We start from the raw sequence: 22,170 nt of genomic DNA on the forward strand, positions 1-22,170 counted from the left end.
GGGTTACTTTAGCTGAGTAAGGTGATACGTTGCGGCTTTGGGTTGGTTGGTGGCGGCAATTTGCCCTTCGAGCCAGGTAATGATGTAGCTTTGCTCTTCCAGTCCTTTTTTGTGGCGTCCCTGTTCGTAGGAACGGAAACCAATAATATAGGTCTGATTCAGCGGGCGATACTGGAAGAAATGCACTTCATTCTTCTTCTGAATAAGTGTCTGCACTTCTGCCGAGCGCGTAAACGATGGCCCTTGCCGGAGCACAACGCCTTCGGCCCATTGTTTGGCCGACGCCGTTATAACTTCATCATTATCAATACGTAGCGTATAAAATCCTTTCTTCAGACCCGTTACGGTCAATTTCCGTGCGTTATCAACCTCAATGGCTTTTCCATCCTGTTCCGGCGCGGGCAGCGGCAGGTACGACTCATCGACAACAAAACTTACGTTCGCCACCGATTTGTCGACGTTCAGCAGTTTCGTCGGTGTCGCCGATTCAACCGCATTCTTCGCTACGTCGACCGTGATGCCTCCGTTACGTGGTGCTAAGCCCAATCCTTTCTCCAGCGACGTAGCAAGGTAATAATACCCCGTTCCGTTGAGGTGAATTCCATCGTCGGTAATGACCGCCTGTTTGCTCGCTTCCTGAATCGGTTTGAACATATCGACGTAGCGTTTTTTTCGTTCTGTTGCTATCTGCGAGATGGCTGATGCGTAGGTTCCGAGAGCTGCGTTACGTTGATTTACGTTGTCTGATATGGGCATTAACACCGGAATCGGCGAGACCAGCACGGTTTTAGCACCCAGCGAATCAATCTTATCCAGCAACCGATTCAGACCCTGTTTAAACCGACCCAATCCGGCTTCGCCATCCTGCGCTTCAACCCCGCCATAGGCCAGAAACACAACCGTTGGTTTGGCATTGGCGATTTGCTGAATGAGCAGTTCATACGGCGAAGGCGGTGTTGTTACGTAGCTGCGCGCTTCGCCAAATACGTTATCGCCCGACCAACCAATGTTCCGAAACGTTACGTCACGATTCGGGAAACGGGTGGTCAACGCCATTTCCAGATACCCAAACTGTACGTCATCTTCCATCAGCGAATTTCCCAGAAAGACCACCCGGTCGCCCGATTTCAAGTCAAATGTTTCGGCAGTCTGGCCCAGTGCCATTCTGCTTAAAACACTCATCAGCAAAAAGAAAAGTAAGCCTAATGTGGTCGGTTTTTGCATGGGAAATTCGCTTGTGTTCGGTCTGTTTAATAACCCGGATTCTGCTTCACAACGGTTGGGTTCAGATCAACTTCGTTTTGTGGAATCGGGAAAATAAGTTCAAAATCATCCAGTTTGAACGAGAGCCGCAGACTCGCATAATGCGCGTTCATGACGGTTTGAGCCCGGCCAGTTCTGACAAGATCGAACCAGCGATGCCCTTCGTACAAAAACTCAACCTGCCGCTCTTTTTCAAGTGCCAATCGAACATCGGCCTGACTAGAGCTGGTCAGATTGGCGAGTTTTGCCCGCGTTCTTACCTGATTGATATAAGGCAAAGCATCGGCAGTTTTACCCTGTTCATTCAGCACTTCGGCATACATTAGTAACACATCGGCATACCGTAAGGGCGTAAACGTAACACTTCCATCCGACAGGTCGATGGCTCTGAAATCGACGAACTTCAATCCATAGCGACTATACGATTTCCGACCGCCGATCAACGTAACCGAATCGTTGACCGAAACGGCTTTGCGGGCATCGCTGGTTTCGTAGGCTCTGAATATATCGAGTGTTGGCGTGATACGTCCTGAACCTTGCAGGTTGTTCGTAAAAATGGCCATACTCGTAATGGCAGGCGTAAAAATGGCCGAGAAATTATTGCCGATGCTACGTCCGGATGCGTACTGAATCTCGAAAATCGACTCGGCCAGATTGTTGTTGCCATTCGTAAACAAAGTCTGATAATTAGGCATCAGCGAGTATGATCTGCTATCGATCACTTCTTTCAGTTTTGCGGCAGCCTGATCGTAATTCTTTTGGGTCAGATACACTTTACCCAACAGTGCTTTAACCGTCAGGCGCGACGCGCGGGTTTTGTCGGTGTTTAACGTAGCAGGGAGCAGGGTTTCGGCTTCGGCCAGATCACTCAGAATCAGCGCATAAACCGCCGTACTGGGCTTGAGCGACAGATCGGACGCAGCTACCTGAGCGGGACTACTGAACGTTTCGTTTATAATCGGTACGTTGCCAAACAGACGTACCAGATAAAAATACGAATAGGCTCGCAGAAACTTTGCTTCGCCCTTCATCTGGTTTTTGGTAGCCTGATCAAAATTAACAGCATCGATCCGGTTCAGAATGGCGTTGCTGCGCGAAATCGTATACAGACAGGTATTCCAGACGCCCTGCACAAACGCATTGGTCGACGTAACGGCGTTCTGATCCATCTGCATTTCGTCGGTCGACGGCGACGACCACTGGATTTCGGTGTTGTCGGTCGTCAGTTCCGTCATGTACAGAACACTGCTGCTAAACATTCCCCGGAACGTACCGTACACACCCGTTAGAGCCGTTGCGAAGTCGTTTTGTGTTCGATAAAAATTTTGTTCGCTGATCTGATACTCAGGCGTCAGGGACAGAAAATCCTTACAGGAGAAGGACGTAATGGCCAGTATCAGGAATAAAGCTATGTTCTTTTTCATGACAATAATCGGTTAATCGTCAGAAGATTAAAGGTTAACGCGTAGCCCAAGCGTGTAGGTGCGTGGGTTGGGATAGGCAAAGAAATCGATACCTGTGCGAGCCACATTATCGCCGGTGGTCGTACCTTCTGGGTCATAGCCCGGATACTTCGTGAATGTGAACAGGTTAGTGGCATCAGCATAAACCGACAGACCCTGAAGTTTCCATTTGTTCACCAGTGCAGCCGGGAACGTATACGCCAGATTCACGTTACGTATCCGTACAAACGAACCATCGAACAGATACTTAGTCGTTGCGGCACTGAAGCCAAACGCGTAATCGTTCCGAATAGCTCTTGAATACAGTCCCGCTCCCGGACTCTCGACCGAACGCCAGCGGTCGTTCATCGATGCCAACTGATTTTGTACGCCAGCGCCATTGAGCGACACTTCGCCCCCCTGAAAATAAATCTCGTTCCCCTGCGATCCGTTGATACTTACGTTCAGGCTCAGGTTACGGTACGTGAAGCGGTTGCCCAATCCCCACGTAAAATCAGGCCAGGGATTTCCAACGATAGTCCGGTCGGCAGCCGTAATGGTGCCATCGCCGTTTACATCCTGATAGCGGTAGTCGCCGGGTTGTACACGCGGGTGCTGTTTGGGGCTACTGTTCACCTCTTCCTGCGTCTGGAAAACGCCTAAAATGTTGAGCAGTCGGAAGCTGGAAATTGGTGAACCAACCTGCGCTACCTGATAATCGGAGGTTTGAATCCGCGATGATTCGGAGTTCAGTGCCAGCACTTTATTACGGTTCCAGCTAATATTAAAATCGGTGCTCCACTGGAAAGGCCCCTTTGCTACGTTCTGCGAATTGATGGTCAGCTCAAGCCCTTTGTTCTCAATTTCGCCGATGTTCTGTACCGAGCTGCCAAAACCCGACGCGGCTGGCAAAATGACGTTCAGCAACAGATTCTTTTTGTAGGTACGATAGGCATCGAACACAAACGACAACCGATTCTGGAACAACGACAGATCGAGGCCCAGATTGGTTTGCACCGATTGTTCCCAGGTCAGCAGGTCATTCGCCAGACTGGCCGGAGCCACACCTGATACAACCAAGCCACTCTGTACATTACGTATGATACCCAGCAGACCCTGACTGGCGTAGTTCGGAATGAGGTTATTCCCCGACAGACCGTAGCTGGCCCGAATTTTCATATCGCTGATGAAACTAGCCGATTTCATAAAGTTCTCGTCCGAAAGGCGATAGGCCAGCGAAAACGACGGGAACGTGCCCCAACGATTCCGGGCACCAAAGCGGGAACTGCCGTCAGAACGTACCGTTGCCGTTAACAGATATTTACCAGCATACGTATAATTAACCCGCGCCAGCCACGACATCATCGACCACTCGCTCAGATAGTTTGTGCCAGCAGTAACGGCACCCGCAGCCATAAACGGTACGTCGTCGGTAGGAAAATCGGTCGCGCCAGCCTGTAAAATCTCATCTGTATTTTTCTGGATCGTAAAACCGCCCAACGCGTCTAGATCGTGTTTATCACCAAATTTATGGCGATAGTTCAGCGTATTTTCGTTGAGCCAGTTCAGGCTTTTAATCTCCGTAACGCCCGCTGTAGCCGCCCCTGTCCGGCTCGTTGCCAATCCTACTTTCGACGATTTCCAAAGCCGTGTTACGTTGTTTGAGTAGTTTACGCCGATAGATGTTTTAAACACCAGACCGGGTGCAAACTCATACTGTAAATAATTGTTAGTGAATACGTTTGTATTGTTTCGCTTATCCGAAAATTCGGCGGCAATAACCAACGGATGCTCGACCGGAATGCCGGTTGGGCTCGAAAATTCAGAATAAGGCGTACCATCGGGGTTAAAAATCGGAATCGTCGGATCGCTGGCGAGCGCGGCCGAAAGCAGTCCACGGAATTGCAGGTGACCTTCGGCACGAGCAAAATCGCCGTAGGAATGAGCCCCAGAAAACGACGCGCCCAGTTTCAACCGTTCGGAGAGTTGTGCGTCGATATTGGTACGTAGCGTGAATTTCTTAAAGTTCGACCCAATGATAATTCCTTTCTGATCGAAGAAACCGCCCGATACGTAGTAACCCACATCTTTGCTGGTTCCGGCCGCCGACAACTGGTAATTCTGTACTAAACCTTGCCGAAAAATAACATCCTGCCAATCGGTTCCCTGATTGGCAAACTGGGCTGGATTCCGAAATTCTGGTTTCACCTGGGTAGCCGTACTCCGAACATTATTGGGATCAGTTGCTTTACCACCCGAAAATACCCAGGCATTATCGCGACCTTCAGCTACGTATTCGGCATATTGTTGGGGCGAAAGCAGTTTAATTTTTTTAGCCAGTTCCTGAATGCCCGTCGAGTGTTCGAAACTAATGGTCGGCCTGCCCAATTTGCCCCGTTTGGTGGTTATGATCACGACACCATTGGCTCCACGAGATCCGTAAATAGCCGTTGCCGACGCATCTTTCAACACTTGAATCGACTCAATATCAGCAGGATTGATGGTCGTTAAGGGGTTAATTTTGCTCGTACCACTACTCGATGCGATGTTGTTAGCCGAATAGGAGCTTGACGCAAAGTTACTCAGATCGGAACCTCCCCCACCCGTACCAATGGCATAACCGTCTACAACGTATAACGGTGAATTACCGCCCGTTATGGAGCTAATACCGCGAATCACTACGTTGACGTTTCCACCGGGTGCGCCAGACGTTTGCGCAATTTGTACACCTGCCACTTTGCCCTGCATCATCTGATCGACGCTCGTGGCCGACGGTACCGGCACCAGATCTTTACTGGTTAAGTTCACGATAGAACCCGTCAGATCTTTCTTCCGCTGTGTACCGTAACCCACCACCACTACGTCCTGCAATTGCTGCTGGTCGGTTTTGAGTGTCAAATTTATCGTTGTGCGATTACCAACCTGGATTTCCTGCGACGCATAACCAATAAAGCTAACAACCAACGTAGCATTGCCCGATACGTTCAGTTTAAATTTACCATCGGCATCAGTGGTCGTTCCATTGGTGGTGCCTTTTTCGGAAACGGTGGCACCAACCAATGCTCCTCCATCATCGGCGGCTGTGATTTTACCAGTGACCGGAGCCGATTGGGCCAAAGCTACCTGAACCGAAATTAGCAGGGCGAACAGGCTGCCAATCAGCCCAAATCGCAGGCGATGCATTAAAAGATGATTCATACATAGTGGGGTTTTAGGAATTACAAAACTGTTATCCGCGTACGATCACGGATTCGACTTTGAGGTACTCAGCAATCTGCTGAATCGTTTCGGCATGGTGCCCCACACCAAGTGCAAAATGGTGCGTTGGTCCTTCGCTGATCCAGCGTTTGAGGAATGTCCGCACGTCGGGTTTGAAAAAGCCACGTGTGTTGGTATTGCCCGTTGGTGGAATTGGCCCAGCAATCGACTCACCTTCGGTAATCACGAATTTCATCTTACCATCGTAAGTCGAGCTGATGCTTAACATGGTAATCGGACCCTCTTTAATTTTGAATTCGACGCCTGCACCAAAACCGGGTTTGCCGTGGTATTTTTTCAGACTACGTAGCACAGGCTGCCCTTCGGCAATGGCGATGTTATGCGGGCCATCGTGTCCTACCAGCACAAAACCTTCCTTGAAATCAACCGGGTGAAACTCCGCGAAACTGCCGCCAATGCCCAGCCGTTCCATGATGAGCATGGCAATGCAGGTTTTCAGGTCTGATTCGCCACACATCGGAAAGCCCGCGCCCTGCAACAACGAGTTACCGACAATCAGATTCGACATCACCACGCGTGTATCGCTGTTGTCGGGGCCATCGTAGTAATACGCGAGTCCGTCCAGTTTTTTCGCCTTAATGAAGCGTTCCAGCGCTACAGCTGCCTGGGCCGCAATATGCAGATCGGAATCACGCAGTTTTTCCGAGATTGGGTCAGAAACCGGGTCGGGCGTATCAAAATAGGCCAGAATACGCTCTTTAACCGCATTGATTTCCTCGTCGGTTGCCTGCTGATACTGCGTTACAATTTCATGCGCTTCGCACTGAACAATATGCGCGCCGAAATGCGATGTGAGCATAGTCGAATCGGAGTGCATGTCGAGCATGGCTTCAATCGGGTGACCAATGTGCCCTATCCGCGACGTTTTCAGATCGTGCAGCACAGCCGCAATCCGACAGAATTTCTCGATTTCAGCATCAGCCGCCGGGTCGTCGTGCAACGTACCAATAATGGTCTGTGGTACTTTTTTTCCCATTCGTACCGCCACACCAGCAAATTCGGGCAGCGAACAAATGTCATCGTTGTACAACTGCATGTATGTCGATGCCCTGCTGTAATCCATGGCCTTATCGGGCTGAAGTGCCACCAATACAATCGGTACGTCGATGCTTTTGATAATAATCCCAAACGTACTCGACGTAGCGTAGGTAAGCATATCGCAGAAAATCAGGTCGAGGTTGGCCGCGTTAAGTTTGGGCACCATCTCATAGGCTTTCGTTACGTCGTCGACCAGACCGAAATCAACGATTTCAGCCGAATCCAGTGCTTCAATTTTCTGGATAAGAACCGCCTGTTTTTGCAACATATCGTCCAGCAACCCGTCGAACTGTCCCCAATACTTAAAATACCCTACGCCAAATACACCAATTCGGGGTCTTGTTTTCTTTCGTTTTACGGGATTTACCTGCTGTTCGGCTATGCCATTCAGGGATTGATTTTCCATATAGCTTATAATTTATTTCTTGTCAAATTTCGGTTAGTGCACTAAGTTAATTTGGCACAAAAAATAGAACACGTATCATTATGATCGCTTATGACCCATCCTACACATCAAATACGATCATAACAATCCGTGTTCTATTTTATCAGCAAGCGGCTTCGATGCGCCTTCTAAACTCAGAGCCTTGATCTTGGGAATCAGCAAAATAAGAATTACAAATGCGAGCGGATATAGTAGTCCTGATGCTATCCAGAGTGGTCGATACGAGTAATTTTGAATTACTACGCCCATCAAGGGATTGAGTAGCAAACCCGAAACAGCGCCCGCCGTTCCCGACAATCCGACTACAGTTGATGTTGCTTTCTGGCCAAACATATCGGAGATCGACGTAATGTAATTGGTAATCCAGAATCCATGTGCGAACATAAAAACTGCCATCAAAGCCACCGCTACGTTCACCGATGATACCCATTCAATAGCCGGAGCCGCCAGCGTCAGCGCAGCCGCAATACCCATTACCGTTTTCCGGGCTTTGTCAACGCTGAAATTTCGGGCAATAAGCTGACCTGAAAACCAGCCGCCTACTACGTTGGCAATACCCAACGCCAGAAATGGAATCCAGAATAGATTTCCGATCTGCTCAAACGATACGTTACGTACCGAACTGAGGTATTTCGGAATCCAGAACATCATAAAATAGAATACCGGATCGAGCAGAAAGCGTATAACGATAAACACCCAAGTAGCACGTTCTTTCAGCAGTGTTAGAAACGGAATCGTTTCCTTCTTCCCTGATTCGGCCAACGTATCAACTGCCAGATTTTCTTTTTTCCAGGGAACAAATAACCAGGCAATCACCCATGCGATACCAATCAAGCCCGGAATCAGAAAGCCACCGCGCCAGCCATAATTGGCCGATAACCAAATCGTTAATGGCGGTGCAACTACGGCACCAATGGCCGATCCGCCAATGGCAATCCCGTTGGCAAGAGCTCGTTCTTCTTTATTGAACCAACGATAAACGGTCCATGCCGCACCGGGAAAACAGCCACCTTCACCAATTCCCAGAAAAAAGCGGAAGGTGACCAGTTGAGTAAAATTCGTGATGATAGCGTGTAGACTATTCGCTACTGACCAGACTCCAACCGAAAGAGCTAATCCTAACTTCCCCCCTATCCGATCAATTAGCCAGCCTCCCAGGGTAAACATCAGGGCATAACTGATCAGAAAGCTGGTATTTACCATACCATATTGCACGTCAGTAATACTAAATTCCTCCTGAATCTTTATAATAGCAATCGACAATACCTGCCGATCCAGAAAGCTCAGACCAGTGGCAATGAAAAGCAGAAAAACAATGAACCAGCGTAAGGGAGTTTGCATAGTACTTAACGCACTAAGTTAGGATACGCAAAGATATAAGTACAGAAATCAGAAAAGCAATAGATATGGTATTTTTTTTCTGTTAAATAGTACGAATTTCACAATTCACAATAATAGTTACTTCCCAATCAGCAGCGTCTATTTTAGCAGAAAGCCTTCTCACAAACTAGTAAACTGTGCTACGTATTGCGATATTTGCTCACAGCCTGTTACGTATATTTTTTCTATACTAAAGGCTGATACGTATATTGAGCCCTATGAGCACTACATCTGAACAAACTAACTACCAGACCCTTGATGCGGTATTAAGTGGACTGATGCGACGCTATAGTGAGCGCGTTCCTGACGTAAAAAACGTAATTGATGCCATGTTGGAAAGTAGCGTAGTTCAATCGGCAGATGAGATTGAAAATGATCACATTGCTTTCCGGACTATGGGCGTTCCAAATCTCGGTATTGCCTCGTTCGAGAAAATATTTCTTCATTATGGCTACGAAAAACGAGATGAATATAACTTCACAGAGAAGAAGTTGACAGCGTATTGGTATAGTCCACCCGAACCACATTATCCTCGAATTTTTGCGAGTGAGTTGCGCGTAAATGAATTGTCCGAAGACGCACAACGTATCATCCATCGGTATACCGACACCGTTACGAGTGATCCTGTCGATGCGCTGAATCTGGATGATGCTAATGCCGTTGATCAGTTCCTGCATCAACCGCTCTGGAAGACGCCGAGTTTATATGATTATCAGACACTTCTGAAAGAAAGTGAATATGCAGCCTGGGTTATTTACAATCGATACTATCTGAATCACTTCACGATCAGCGTTCATAATCTGAAACCCGGCTATAACACAATCGATGAGTTTGTTGCATTTCTGCAACAGCATGGTTTACGACTCAATTCAGCGGGAGGTACAATTAAAGTTAGTCCCGATGGTGATTTGCGACAGGCGTCAACGGTAGCGCAACTCATTGACGCCGAGTTTGCTGATGGTGATACGTTCCGGATTGCTGGCTCCTACGTCGAATTTGCTGAACGGCGCGTTTTGCCTAACTTCAAAGACATACCCGCCGATAAGATTGGTCATGAGCACCGGCGCGAAGGTTTCGAAACGGGCAATGCTGATAAGATTTTTGAAAGTACGTTCACCACGCAGATTAATAAATGAATAATGTAGAATGAAAAATGTTAATGAGCAACAAATCTTACATTTTTCATTCTACATTATTCATTATCAACACATAACCCTAAGCGCCATGAAACCTTTTTTACTACTTGCCGGATTGCTTTTATCAGGGCTGAACGTATTGGCACAGAAAACAGCACCAGTAGGTTTAGGTCTGTATAGTTTTCGAAACCAGTTCACGAAAGATCTTCCCGGCACTATGGCGAAAGTCAAGCAAATGGGCTTTCGAGAAGTAGAAGTTGCTGGTACGTATGGGCTTAGCACTACCGAATTTCGGAAAGTACTGAACCAGTATGGCCTTAAAGCGATCAGCGTAGGTGCCAGTTTCGAAGATCTGGATAATAACGTACCAAAAGTGTTGGCCGAAGCGAAAGCATTGGGAGCCAAGTATGTAGCCTGCTTCTGGATTCCTCATGAAGGCGATATTTTCACCATAAACCACGCTGAACGCGCTATCGATGTATTCAATACAGCAGGAAAACTGCTGGCCGACAATGGCATTACATTGTGCTACCATACCCACGGCTACGAATTTCAGACGTATAAGGATGGGACGTTCTTCGATTACTTAGCCGCAAACCTCGATCCTAAATCCGTCCACTTCGAAATGGACGTTTTCTGGATAAAAGCACCGGGTTATGATCCGGTTGCCATTTTACAGAAGTTTCCAAAACGGTTCCTACTCCTGCACCTGAAAGACCGCAAACCCGGCACGCCCGATAGTCAGAATGGTCATTCAGATGTTGAATCGAACGTAACGCTTGGCCAGGGCGATGTAGGTATTGCTGCGATTATGAAGCAAGCCAAAAAATTAGGGGTAAAACACTTTTTTATTGAAGACGAATCGTCGCGCTCACTAGAACAAGTGCCGCAAAGTTTAACCTTTTTAGAAGGTTTAAAATAGTCATATATCCTACAAAACAGGGCGGACTTTTTCAGAAGTCCGCCCTGTTTTGTATACGTAGCAGTTATTTTTTTCCTTTGAAAACTACGCGTTGAGCTTTGGTGGTTCCGCTCGCTGGCGACGTAATGTCAATAGAAATTGTTGAACCATCTGTCGTTCCGACTTTAGCGCCATTATTTAGCATGTCATAGCTACTACCACTTTTCTGAAGAGTCACGGGCATAGAAACGGCTGGCGGAGCGGGGAAAATAATCAGATTTGTACTGCCGTTCTGCGTGATGGATAGCTTGGCCGAGATTTCCACATTGCTGGCATCCTTACGAACGGCTGAAACCGTACCCGAACCTGTAACTGGCCCTGTAGTAACGGGTAGTGTAGCTTCGCTATAGCCGGCACCTGCTCCATTGTCGAGCCCAAATAAAGTTAGCTGATACGTTCCGGCAACTGTTGCACCCGCTTCTGGCGCGGCCTCTTCTTCTTTTTTACAAGCCACAACAGCCAGTAAAAGCAGGCATACTACTGTAAAATTTTTCATGGTTAATCCTATTAGTGATGAGCGTTTTGTAAGAATTATCATCAATATCTGACTAACCTTTCAGATTAGTACCAGAAATTTACTAACAGGTAAACTCCTGAAAAACAAGAATATATGCTCTTATTTAGATTAGTATACTACGTATCAAGCAGGTATTATAGATTACAATACGTATTGATACAGTCGGCCAGTTGCCGAATATCTTCTGGTGTATGAAAAGCGCTTATAACGATACGTGTATTTGCCCGGTCGGCGGCTGTTGGGTAGGCAAAAGAGTAAATTAGAATCTGATGAGCAAGCAGTTTTTGATATAAATCATCGCGTTCGGTGAAGAAAACCGGATAGCCGGGCGCATGTTGGAATAGTCCTGTTGGGAGCAGTAGTTTTTCGGCCAGTAAAATGTTTTGGTTCAATTGTTCGCGGCCTTCTTCGTATAAAGCGTCTGCCCGTCGATACGCATCCAGATAAGCAGGGGGCATGGGCGAACAAGCCCCAAAGAAAGCGGTATGGCGCAACGTAGCAATTGTCGTTGCATCGCCCAAAACTACACCTCCCGGCAAACCCATTGCTTTAGCCAATGAAGCCGTTACAAGCAAACGTATCGAACTATTGATACTAGTCAATTTCTGGCTTATTTCCGGCCATATACCTCGTCCTTCGTTCAGAATACCCAATCCATGCGAATCATCAACAACAAGCATAATTGGTCGGTCGTTGGGCAGCGAACGTACCCAGTCAAAATCATAATATAACGACGCAACAGCTTCAATTGAGTTAACCAGAATAGCCGTAGGCCCAGGTGCGTTGTCTCGTAATTGATCGGGGAGCTGGGTTGTCCACTCCGAAAACGGCAATGAGGGTAACGATATGTTGGGATCATGCCAGAGCGCCGGGTGCGTTTTGGGCGAATAGAGGAACGTAACGCCCTCGCTACGTAACCAATTTACAACAACCTGCCCCGCCATCATACCCGACGACAAGGTCAACGACGTAGCACCGGGAGCATTTCCCATAACCCACTTCGCCAGTTTATCTTCGGCAGATTCGTAAATACTTAATCGCAAGTTTCCATTACGTGAGCTACCGAAAACGGTACCATACTGACTCATGGCTTCCTGAACCAATTGCTGAAAACGAGGGTGTTGTGGCAATCCCAGATAAGCCGTTCCGCTAAAAAAAAGGTATTCCTGACCGCCGTGAATAACGGTTCGGTTTGGCAAATGATTTATCTCAAAAAAATCGCCCATTGCTCGTCTTATTACGTGTTTATCTGCTACGTATCAGACGAGCCCCTGTACCATTTTCATCGGCATACATCACTTTCCCATTCTCGAACGTAACACCAGAAGCCGGATCGTTCGCAATAAGCATGGCGCCATCTAAATCGGCATAATCGAGCAGTGGCAGCAGTTGAGCAATGGCCGAAATACCTACACTCGACTCGGTCATACAGCCCACCATTACATGTAAACCAAGCTCACGAGCGCGGGCAATCATCCGACGCGCTGGGGTTATCCCTCCGCATTTGGTCAGTTTAATGTTGACACCGTGGAAATATCCAGCGCACTTATCCACATCTGCTTCCACAATACAGCTTTCATCGGCTATAATTGGCAGTACACTTTGCTCATACACCGTTTTTGCTCCTTCCCAATCGTCGGCAGGTAGAGGCTGTTCAATAAACTCTACGTTCAGCGTCTTCAGAATTTTTGATTTTGCAATGGCTTCGTCGGCTTTCCAGCCGCAGTTAGCATCTACCCGAAACAAAGCGTTGGTATGCTGACGTAACGCCTTCACCAAGGCAATATCTTCGTCGGGCCGACCCAGTTTTATTTTATACAGGGGCCAGGGGCGTTCCTGCATTTTTTCTACCATCCGCTGGGGCGTATCGAGACCTATTGTATAATCGGTTAAAGGTCCTGTTCCCGGATTTAGATTCCAGATTTTGTAGAGCGGCTGGCCCTGACGTTTTGCCCACAAATCCCAGGCTGCCTGATCGAGTGCACAAAGTGCAAATGGATTCTGTGCCAGACAAGGCTGTAAGTCGGCCCAGAATTGCTCCGGATACTCGAGTTTATGCGATTCGATACGTTCACGAATGGCTTCGAGTGCATCCATCATTCCATCAATTGTGATACCATAATAACGGGTGGCAGTGGCTTCGCCAAAACCACTGTATGTTCCATCATGAAGTTCAACAATCAATGTAGGTTGTACATCGCGGCTATCATGCGCAATTGTGAATGTGTGATTCAGGTGTAAATCGACCGGGTGAAAACGTAGTAGCATCTGCTAATTTTTTGCCTAAGATAATAGCCATTAGCACGATCAAAGTTCAATTATTTTTAAACGTAGTGCTTCAATGACCATTCCCGTGCGGCTTTTGACGTTCATTTTCTGAAAAATAGTCTCCCGATACCCGTCCACCGTTCGAGGGGCTACGCACATAATCTCAGCAATCTCGGCATAGGTCCTGTCACTACTTGCTAACTGCAGAAATTTAATTTCGCGTTCACTAAGAGACGGAACTTCTGGCTGTTTAACTGGCTCTCCCGGCACCAGATTGCGGATCAGCTTGTTTGTTAAAAATTCCGAGTAATGGTAGCCTTTTTTTCGAACATCGTCTAAAGCTAACCGAAGTTCTGAAGGCCGAGATCCTTTTCGCAAATACCCTCTCACACCCAGCCGGACCATTCGAGCCACTCTCTCCTCTTCGTCAAACATGGAAAGTGCAATCACCTTTATATCAGGATGGTGCTGTTGCAGGTATGCTGCCGTTTCAAAGCCATCCATTTCGGGCATGTTCAGGTCTAATAGAATAATATCGGGAATTTGCCTGCGCTTCAAGTAGGTAAGTAGGTCGCGGCCATTTTCGGCAACGAACGCTACGTCGTATCCATCAATTTTTTTAATGAATTCAGCAAGTGCCTGAGCCATCAGATGGTGATCATCGACAACAGCGATAGTAGTGGGCATCCAAAGAGGAGGTAAGGTAATATTACAGCCTGAATTTAGCCTACCAGTTACCTTTTTGCAATATTTCTAGTGGGGTATTTTATCGATATTTTTTTTGGGAAGAAGTGTCACTTCAATACGAGTGCCTGAGCCGGGTTTTGTATCGATCACACAGGTTCCACCTAGTAGTTTGGTTCGCTGATACAAATTCTTTACGCCCGATCCGGATGTTTTTACCTGCCGTGTAGTTGCTTCGTTTAAGTCGAACCCCCGTCCATCGTCGTGGATTAATAACATAAATGCTTCAGGCCGGTAATCGGTTGTTACCGTTAACGTTTTCGCACGCGCATGCTTAATCGCGTTGTTGAGTGCTTCCTGCGCCATTCGAAACAGAATAATTTCTGTTTCATCGCCAAGATCATAGGGCTCTCCTAATACGTGCAAATTCGTCTGGAATCGCTTTGCGTGGCCAATCCGTTCCAGTTCATTTGTAAGGCTATCCCGCAAACCAAACCGCCGAACCGTATCGGTATCTAATGCTTTGGTAAGTTGGCGAACCTCCTGAATTGTTTGCTCAATTACCTGTAATGTCTTAACAGTCAGTTCCTGATGGGGAGAATTGGTTAACTCTTCGTCCAGCCAGTTTATGTGCAACATCGCTACAGATAACATTTGTCCTACATTATCGTGTAGTTCCCGCCCAATGTATTCAAGTGTCTGATTTTGAGTTTCGATCTGGGCCTGTAAAAGTTCGCGCTGGTAGGCAATTTTTATTTGAGCAGTTTCCTGTATAAATCGAATTCTTCTACGCTGGTATAAGCCTATAATTAAAAAAATGGCGCTAACTAGTAATAAAAATAAAACTGTACTGGCGATAATGGTAACTATTACTTCATTTGTTGTCATTTTAAATATAAATTTTCGCCATTTATCTTAAAAATTCGATAGCTAAAAAACGAAAATGCAAATAAACCATACATTATAAAAGCGACAACGGTTGTGATGTTATATAATATTCTTGCCCAGTATATATTATTAGCTATAAGATAATTTATGGTTCCCATTATAACGAAATTAGTTACGGCATAAAATATGATAGCGATACTAATCCAGAAAAGAGGTTCGCGTTCAACCAGAATAAGTACGTCGTCGGTCAGCAATTGCCACAAATAAAGAGAAGCCCAGATTGTCAGTAAAATATAAGCCAATAGCTGTGTATACGTATTATATACTGTTATCGGCTGAACGGTAAGTGCAAATATGATAGCTACTACGAACACAGCTCCTATTGATACCAAAATTCCGTTACGTATAACCCGTTCACGCATGATTTGTGAATAAGGAAACACCAGTAGCGCATATTGTATAGGAGCAAGAAAATGAAACAGAAATAGATTATTTCGAGACTGCCTTAGTAACAAATAGGCTATCGTTTCAATGAGTAACGTAGCAACTATCATTAATGCAATGTAGCTTAACCTGGCTGGCAATTGTTTTCGATTCAAATACCAGCCAAGCAAGCCACAACTCTGAAAAAATATATTCGCTATTAACCACCCCATTATTTATGCAAGAAAGGATCTTCTATAAATTTTGCGTCATCACACGGTGGACAGCCACAACATTCTTCCACCATTGTACTCATAAATACATTACCTTTTTCATCCGTAGCAGCTACGATCATTACCGGATCTTTGCTTTCATCTTTATCAGTAGCCAGATAAACTCTCAAGAACGCAGCCTTAGGAGCCGATTCAAGCATTTCTCGTATATCTTCTAATCTGAAGTTACTGGCATGCTTCTTTTTTAAACCGGCAAAGCCATTGGTATGGTCAATATACTTCTGAACCCGATCACGAACTCCGTCAACCGGAATTAACTCTTTACTTACTTCACAATCAGGGCTAGCCTTGATCAATAAAATCTTGTTTTGATTCTCTTCCATGTTTCTTATCAATTTATATGGCAGGTAATAAGATTTTTTAGCAAGCTATTTTTTATTTCTTTCAATTAACTATATACACCTATTACGCCTACTCAAGCATATTGTAAACCGTTGATATTAAGAGTATTGATAAGTATAAAAAAGGGGAAATACGGGAAATTTCCCGTATTTGTTACGGTGTTTTTCCCCATCTAAATTAGGGGCATTACCCGTATTTAATCCTACATAGAATATAGATTTTTGTGGAGCTGCGAGAAGTAGGTTTCGTTTAGCCCTTCCATCCACATTATTTTGTCCAATCTTCAATCAGCCAATACGTATGTGTTGGCTGATTTTTTTATGCCCTTTACTCCCCTAGCCTTCTTTTTATATTCCATTTGCATCATAGCTGCATTCTCAGACTAAAAATGTGTTTATTACTTTTTCTTTGAAAAATATAATTATCACGCACAAATCCAGCTTTTTTGCTAAGAATAATAGCATTATTAACTGATAAAACGGCTTAGACGAAATCTTCGGCGTATTTTTACGTTTTTTACAACAAACCACCTTTCCGTGTTATTATGAACCGAACTGCCGGTATAACAGCTTGGTTGTTAGTGCTGTTTACAGTAGCTAGCGTCCATGCGCAGGATTCTAGACTACAGCTTATACTACCTACTCAAACAAACTGGAACGTAGTGCCGGAAGGCAGCACCATTCGGTTTGACCTGAAGGCCATTGCCCCTGCCAATGACACGTTATATTATTCGTTTGGTTCCGATACTCCTGAATCAATGCAACTCGATTCGTTGGGCCATTTTTCATGGACGCCCGATTTCGACGTAGCAGACCGTATTCAGACGACCAAAATCTTTCCTGTTGCGTTTGAAGTTCGCGACCAGTATGGACACATGGCCACCAAAATAGTCGATTTAAAAGTATTACACGTAAATCGCCCACCTGTTGTTGGCGAGCTTCGGCCTTTCTACGTTAGCTACCGAACTCAAAATGTGTATAAACTGGATGGGCAAATGGTACGAGACGAAGATGGTGACCCAATCGTATTTATTCCAATCTCCGATCAGATGCCTGAGGGCAGTAAGCTTTCATCGCAAGGAGAACTAACTTGGAACTTGTCGCTTAATCAGTTTAATCGACTCAAGCAATCTCCTCAATACATTGAGTTCTGGGTAGAAGACCAACCTGCCAAAACACGTACCAAAGGACGTTTAAAGGTAGAGGTTACACAGATGGATCTTCCCCCCGATATTACTGTTGTGCCGAAAGCAATGCATTATAAATTACGCGAAAATGCAACGGTCAATTTAAAGTTTTATTTATGGGACCCAAATGGAGAAGATGACGTAGCAACGTTCAATTTTCTGGCCGATAATCAGCAAATTCCCAAATCGGCACTGATTAAAAATACAGATAATCAGTATGAGTTCATCTGGCAGCCTGGCTATGATTTCGTGAAAGATCCGTATGACTCGCTGAATGTTCAGGTAACGTTTTATGTCCTCGATAAAGCACAAAATCGGGAAGAACGCCGAATTACGTTTACGGTTTTAAATACGGTAAATGAAGCCGAAAAAGACCGCTATTATTACGCGCAATACCGACAGGCACTTGTACAGGCCTGGGGTTTGGTTGAACAACTTGGCGACAAGGAGGAGCAACTCAAACATGATTACAAGCGGGCAAAAGGCGGTAAGCGAAATCGGTCAGTAGCCAATGCGTCCTTAGGCGCTGTTACCGGAGTTTCACCAGCTATAACGGCTGGTAACCAAAGTTCGCAACGTATCATTTCCGCCGTTGGTGGTACAGCCGTACTCACGATGGGAACACTGGAGGCTACCGAGGTTATTGGGAAGTCTATGAAAGACTTACTCGACCGATACAATTACGTACTGGGAAAGAAAAGTGAACTTCAGAATAAGGGCGACATTTTCTCGCGGGAATTTGCCCTCAAAGCAACCCGACGTAGCAACGAATTTATCAAGAAACTCGACGATTTTCGGAACGTAATGAGCCTGAGCGGTTTGGTAGCTCTGGAGTTAGATGCGAACTGGCAAAGCAAGAAAGAAGCCACTGATAAAGCTATAAAACGGACGTTTAAAGACTTTACGCCATTAGACGAAACTCAATAGACGTAGCCAAGCTCTTATAACTAAAAAGCCGCTGGATTCAATCCAGCGGCTTTTTAGTTATAAGAGCTATTTATTGTTACGTTATAGCAATCGAAAAATAAGCTTCGAATACATTCCCAGCGTCTAGTTGCTGAATGGCTTCTTTTTCTTCAAATGGCGTAGTTTTTCCTTCGCTGTCGGCGCAACCAAGCCAAGGCTCGATACAGACAAAAGAGGCACCCGGTTTGGCCCACACACCCAGATACAGGAAATCCGAGAAATTGACCGTAACAGCATGTTCATTTTTATCACTACGTAGCACGATGCTACGTGAGGTCAGATTTTTAAACACCAGCGCATCCTGATCGAACAAGTGTTTGGTTAGTCGTAATTGGCTCCTGGATGTATCATTATTTTCGGTCTGAACAGCCTTTGTTTCGCCCGTAAAAAAGCCGCCAGACGACAACCTGTGCGTTTCTAAATGCTCTTTGGCTTCGAACTGAAGATAATAGTTTTCGTAAGTTTCATCAGCAACAAACGGAACCGTAAAAGCGGGATGCGCGCCTACTGAGAAGAAAATCGTTTTCTCATCCTGATTTACGACTCGATATGTAATCGACAAACGCTCTGCTTCAAGTTCGTATATAATCTGAAATTCAAATTCGTATGGAAAATGTGTTCGGGTAGCTTCGCTGGAACGTAGCGAAAAAATAGCATGCAAAGCCGTTGATTCGGTCACCTCAAAGACAGACTGCCGGGCAAAGCCATGCCGTTCCATAGGATACGTTTTGCCATCTATGTGTACTTCGTTGTTCAAACACCCGCCTACAACCGGGAAAAGATTGGGCGCGTGCCAACCCCAAACCGTTGGATCGGCCTGCCACAAATGCTCAATGCCGCTGGGTTTATGAAAAAGAGAAGTTAGTTCGGCTCCTTTAGAGCGAATCGAGACGCGGAGAAAATCGTTTTCTAACGTAATCATATGCAAAGAAACAACAAAAGCCGCTCAATGTTAGAGCGGCTTTTATCTGTTTTTAACGACCACCGGGAAGATTGGCCGGTTAAACTGGTATTAGAACCGGAAGTGCGAGAACGCCTTGTTGGCTTCAGCCATGCGGTGCGTATCGTCTTTCTTTTTCACAGCTGCACCTTCACCTTTCGATGCGGCAACTATTTCAGCTGCTAAACGGTCTACCATAGTTTTTTCACCACGCGAACGAGCATACTTAATAAGCCATTTCATGCCTACTGCGACTTTTCGGTCTGCCCGTACTTCGGTTGGTACTTGGAAAGTAGCTCCACCGACGCGACGGCTTTTAACTTCTACTGATGGCATTACGTTATTTAATGCCTTTTTCCACGTATCCAGACCGTTCTCGTTCGTGCGTTTAGCCACTACTTCAAGTGCGTCGTAGAAGATGGAGTACGACAGGCTCTTTTTACCTTCGTACATCAGATTGTTTACAAATTTGGTTACCAGGACCTCTTTATATTTAGGGTCGGGTAACACGTAACGCTTGGGCGGTTTCGCCTTTCTCATGTTTTCTTCAGATTTTTGGTCTTACTCTGAACGCAGCCTTTCCAACGTCCAGTCATTTTTTTTATATATGAGACAGAATCTATGATATATCTTTTTAATACATCATATACCTTACATCATACATGACTAATTACTTTTTCTTTCCTTTTTGAGGAGCACCTTTGCCGGCTGGTGCCTGACCTGGTTTCGGACGTTTAGCACCATATTTCGAGCGGCTCTGCAGACGACCGCTTACGCCAGCCGTATCGAGTGCACCCCGAACGATGTGATAACGAACACCTGGCAAATCTTTAACCCGGCCACCACGAATCAGTACGATTGAGTGCTCTTGTAGGTTATGACCTTCGCCTGGAATGTAGGCGTTTACTTCTTTGTTGTTACTCAAGCGAACCCGAGCCACTTTACGAAGTGCCGAGTTAGGCTTTTTAGGTGTCGTGGTGTATACACGAGTACACACACCCCGACGTTGTGGGCAAGAATCTAAAGCAGGTGATTTTGATTTGTCGACCAGCTTTTCACGACCCTTGCGTACTAATTGTTGTATAGTAGGCATTTTGAGTTTGTTTACAAAAAAACAGTCTTCCCGAATTTTGAGGTGCAAAGATAGGGAAAAACTTATTAAGTTGTAGAGTTATAAGACTATAAAGTTGTATGGTTACAAAGTGCCATTGGTTGCTCGCACTTCACAACTATACAACCTTACAACTCTATAACGTAAACTAGGCCTGTCCGCCTGGGCCACCGTAACCACCTGGGAATCTGAAATTTTGGTTGGGTTCATTGATGCTACCGTTCGCTTCTTCGTAGCGGCTGATATTTTCGCGAAGGGCATCAAGCAGACGCTTGGCGTGTTCGGGTGTAAGAATGATGCGTGCTTTTACCTTTGCTTTCGGCACGCCCGGCATTAGCCGGATAAAATCGAGAATGAATTCGCTGTTTGAGTGAGCTATCATCGCCAGATTGGCATAAACTCCCTCAGCAATTTCTTCGCTGAGTTCTACATCTATAGCCCCTTCCGAATTCTGTTGTTGCTGATTCATGAAATCTATCTTTTTGCAAAAATAAACGATCCGATCATTTCAACCACATCTATCTATTTATAGAACAAACCTAATATGATTTATCATCAGCTGAAGGTCAATTTTACTAATGGAAACAATTTAAGCTCACCAGACGTAATAAAATAGAATACAATTCATATGCTAAATGATGACAGATAACGTAAGGATTGGAAATACCGATTTAGAAATCGCCCGCATCAACTTAGGCGGTAATGTATTTGGCTGGACACTGAACGAAGCTCAATCATTTGAGATTTTAGATGGTTTTGTGTCGGCAGGCTTTAATTTTATCGATACTGCCGACACCTACTCATGGTGGATTAATGGTAGAGGTGGTCAGTCAGAAACAATTATTGGAAACTGGCTCAAATCGAGAGGAAACCGAGATAAATTGGTCATTGCCACTAAAGTCGGCTCGCAAACAAAAGAGCATCCAAACGACATCAGTAAGAAACATATTCTGAAGTCGGTAGACGAATCACTGCAACGGCTTCGAATAGACTACATCGACTTGTATTACACCCATTTCGATGATGATAAAACTCCTGTAGAAGAAACATTATCGGCTTATGATGAGGCTATTAAAGCTGGGAAAGTACGATATATTGCCGCATCTAACCTATCACCGGAACGCCTAACCGAATCGTTCGACGTAGCAGAAAAGAGCAGTTTACCCCGATACGTAGCCTTACAGCCACACTACAATTTAGTGGAACGTAGCAAGTACGAAACTGATTATGCACCATTGGCTGAGAAATATGGTTTAACCGTATTTCCATATTGGGCTCTGGCAGCCGGATTTTTAACCGGAAAATATCGCTCAACACCCGATCTGGATAAGAGCGTGCGTGGCGAAGGAGCTAAAAAATACCTGAACGAGCAGGGTCTGGCTGTTTTGGAAGCTCTCGATAAGGTCTCAGCTAAGCATAATACTAACCCGGCTACAGTTTCGCTGGCCTGGTTGTTGGCTCAGCCACATATTGGTGCTCCTATTGCCAGTGCTACGAGTCAGTCTCAGCTAGCAACTTTGTTCGCGGCCACCATATTAGAGCTTGACGCTGAAGATTTAGAGCTACTTGACTTCGCAAGTCGATAAGCATGAATCGATTAGTTGTCAA

Annotated in this window: 19 protein-coding genes; 4 read left to right on the plus strand and 15 right to left on the minus strand. The window is 45.6% G+C overall.

Features of this window, described 5'->3' with window-relative positions:
• Window positions 1-3: 3 nt before the first annotated feature.
• From ACYVD4_RS15480 to ACYVD4_RS15500, 5 genes are all read right to left on the minus strand, one after another.
• Complete coding sequence (locus ACYVD4_RS15480) at window positions 4-1,224, minus strand: GDSL-type esterase/lipase family protein (protein WP_460947181.1); 1,221 nt, start codon at window positions 1,222-1,224, stop codon at window positions 4-6.
• 26 nt (window positions 1,225-1,250) lie between these two features.
• Window positions 1,251-2,687: a RagB/SusD family nutrient uptake outer membrane protein gene (locus ACYVD4_RS15485; protein ID WP_460947183.1), complete on the minus strand. Its 1,437-nt coding sequence runs from the start codon at window positions 2,685-2,687 to the stop codon at window positions 1,251-1,253.
• Window positions 2,688-2,714: 27 nt separating this feature from the next.
• Window positions 2,715-5,903 (minus strand): SusC/RagA family TonB-linked outer membrane protein, encoded by a 3,189-nt coding sequence (locus ACYVD4_RS15490; RefSeq protein WP_460947185.1) that lies wholly within the window; start codon window positions 5,901-5,903, stop codon window positions 2,715-2,717.
• A 31-nt stretch (window positions 5,904-5,934) separates the two neighbouring features.
• The gene (locus tag ACYVD4_RS15495; protein ID WP_460947187.1) at window positions 5,935-7,428 is read right to left on the minus strand and encodes an L-fucose/L-arabinose isomerase family protein; all 1,494 of its coding nucleotides are present in this window, start codon (window positions 7,426-7,428) and stop codon (window positions 5,935-5,937) included.
• A gap of 117 nt (window positions 7,429-7,545) precedes the next feature.
• On the minus strand, window positions 7,546-8,808 hold the full coding sequence (locus ACYVD4_RS15500; protein WP_460947189.1) for an MFS transporter: 1,263 nt from the start codon (window positions 8,806-8,808) through the stop codon (window positions 7,546-7,548).
• 257 nt (window positions 8,809-9,065) lie between these two features.
• Between ACYVD4_RS15500 and ACYVD4_RS15505 the strand changes: the two genes are divergently transcribed.
• Window positions 9,066-9,983: a 2-oxoadipate dioxygenase/decarboxylase family protein gene (locus tag ACYVD4_RS15505; RefSeq protein ID WP_460947191.1), complete on the plus strand. Its 918-nt coding sequence runs from the start codon at window positions 9,066-9,068 to the stop codon at window positions 9,981-9,983.
• A gap of 88 nt (window positions 9,984-10,071) precedes the next feature.
• A complete protein-coding gene (locus ACYVD4_RS15510; protein WP_460947193.1) occupies window positions 10,072-10,905 on the plus strand; it encodes a sugar phosphate isomerase/epimerase family protein in 834 nt (277 codons plus the stop codon).
• Window positions 10,906-10,969: 64 nt separating this feature from the next.
• Here the strand turns inward: ACYVD4_RS15510 and ACYVD4_RS15515 are convergent, their stop codons facing one another.
• The 6 genes from ACYVD4_RS15515 to ACYVD4_RS15540 form a co-directional block, all read right to left on the minus strand.
• The gene (locus ACYVD4_RS15515) at window positions 10,970-11,440 is read right to left on the minus strand and encodes a hypothetical protein (protein WP_460947195.1); all 471 of its coding nucleotides are present in this window, start codon (window positions 11,438-11,440) and stop codon (window positions 10,970-10,972) included.
• A 155-nt stretch (window positions 11,441-11,595) separates the two neighbouring features.
• Window positions 11,596-12,687: an aminotransferase class I/II-fold pyridoxal phosphate-dependent enzyme gene (locus tag ACYVD4_RS15520; protein WP_460947197.1), complete on the minus strand. Its 1,092-nt coding sequence runs from the start codon at window positions 12,685-12,687 to the stop codon at window positions 11,596-11,598.
• Window positions 12,688-12,706: 19 nt separating this feature from the next.
• Complete coding sequence (locus tag ACYVD4_RS15525; protein ID WP_460947199.1) at window positions 12,707-13,729, minus strand: dipeptide epimerase; 1,023 nt, start codon at window positions 13,727-13,729, stop codon at window positions 12,707-12,709.
• A 39-nt stretch (window positions 13,730-13,768) separates the two neighbouring features.
• Window positions 13,769-14,416: a response regulator gene (locus tag ACYVD4_RS15530; RefSeq protein WP_460947201.1), complete on the minus strand. Its 648-nt coding sequence runs from the start codon at window positions 14,414-14,416 to the stop codon at window positions 13,769-13,771.
• 66 nt (window positions 14,417-14,482) lie between these two features.
• Window positions 14,483-15,301, minus strand: coding sequence for a sensor histidine kinase (locus tag ACYVD4_RS15535; protein WP_460947203.1), 819 nt, complete (start codon window positions 15,299-15,301; stop codon window positions 14,483-14,485).
• Between the two features lie 655 nt (window positions 15,302-15,956).
• Window positions 15,957-16,340, minus strand: coding sequence for a hypothetical protein (locus tag ACYVD4_RS15540; RefSeq protein WP_460947205.1), 384 nt, complete (start codon window positions 16,338-16,340; stop codon window positions 15,957-15,959).
• Window positions 16,341-16,903: 563 nt separating this feature from the next.
• Between ACYVD4_RS15540 and ACYVD4_RS15545 the strand changes: the two genes are divergently transcribed.
• Window positions 16,904-18,472 (plus strand): hypothetical protein, encoded by a 1,569-nt coding sequence (locus ACYVD4_RS15545; RefSeq protein ID WP_460947207.1) that lies wholly within the window; start codon window positions 16,904-16,906, stop codon window positions 18,470-18,472.
• A gap of 76 nt (window positions 18,473-18,548) precedes the next feature.
• Here ACYVD4_RS15545 and ACYVD4_RS15550 read toward each other — a convergent pair whose 3' ends face one another.
• The 4 genes from ACYVD4_RS15550 to ACYVD4_RS15565 form a co-directional block, all read right to left on the minus strand.
• Window positions 18,549-19,433 carry an aldose 1-epimerase family protein gene (locus tag ACYVD4_RS15550; RefSeq protein WP_460947209.1) on the minus strand — a complete coding sequence of 295 codons (885 nt, stop codon included), beginning with the start codon at window positions 19,431-19,433 and terminating at the stop codon, window positions 18,549-18,551.
• A gap of 90 nt (window positions 19,434-19,523) precedes the next feature.
• Complete coding sequence (gene rpsG, locus ACYVD4_RS15555) at window positions 19,524-19,991, minus strand: 30S ribosomal protein S7 (RefSeq protein WP_460947211.1); 468 nt, start codon at window positions 19,989-19,991, stop codon at window positions 19,524-19,526.
• Between the two features lie 130 nt (window positions 19,992-20,121).
• The gene (gene rpsL, locus ACYVD4_RS15560; RefSeq protein ID WP_460947213.1) at window positions 20,122-20,544 is read right to left on the minus strand and encodes a 30S ribosomal protein S12; all 423 of its coding nucleotides are present in this window, start codon (window positions 20,542-20,544) and stop codon (window positions 20,122-20,124) included.
• A gap of 166 nt (window positions 20,545-20,710) precedes the next feature.
• A complete protein-coding gene (locus ACYVD4_RS15565; protein WP_460947215.1) occupies window positions 20,711-21,031 on the minus strand; it encodes a DUF3467 domain-containing protein in 321 nt (106 codons plus the stop codon).
• A gap of 166 nt (window positions 21,032-21,197) precedes the next feature.
• On the opposite strand from ACYVD4_RS15565, the gene ACYVD4_RS15570 reads away from it, so the two are divergent.
• Window positions 21,198-22,148, plus strand: coding sequence for an aldo/keto reductase (locus ACYVD4_RS15570; RefSeq protein ID WP_460947217.1), 951 nt, complete (start codon window positions 21,198-21,200; stop codon window positions 22,146-22,148).
• The last annotated feature ends 22 nt before the right edge of the window (window positions 22,149-22,170 follow it).

It is taken from the genome of Spirosoma daeguense (assembly GCF_054776875.1).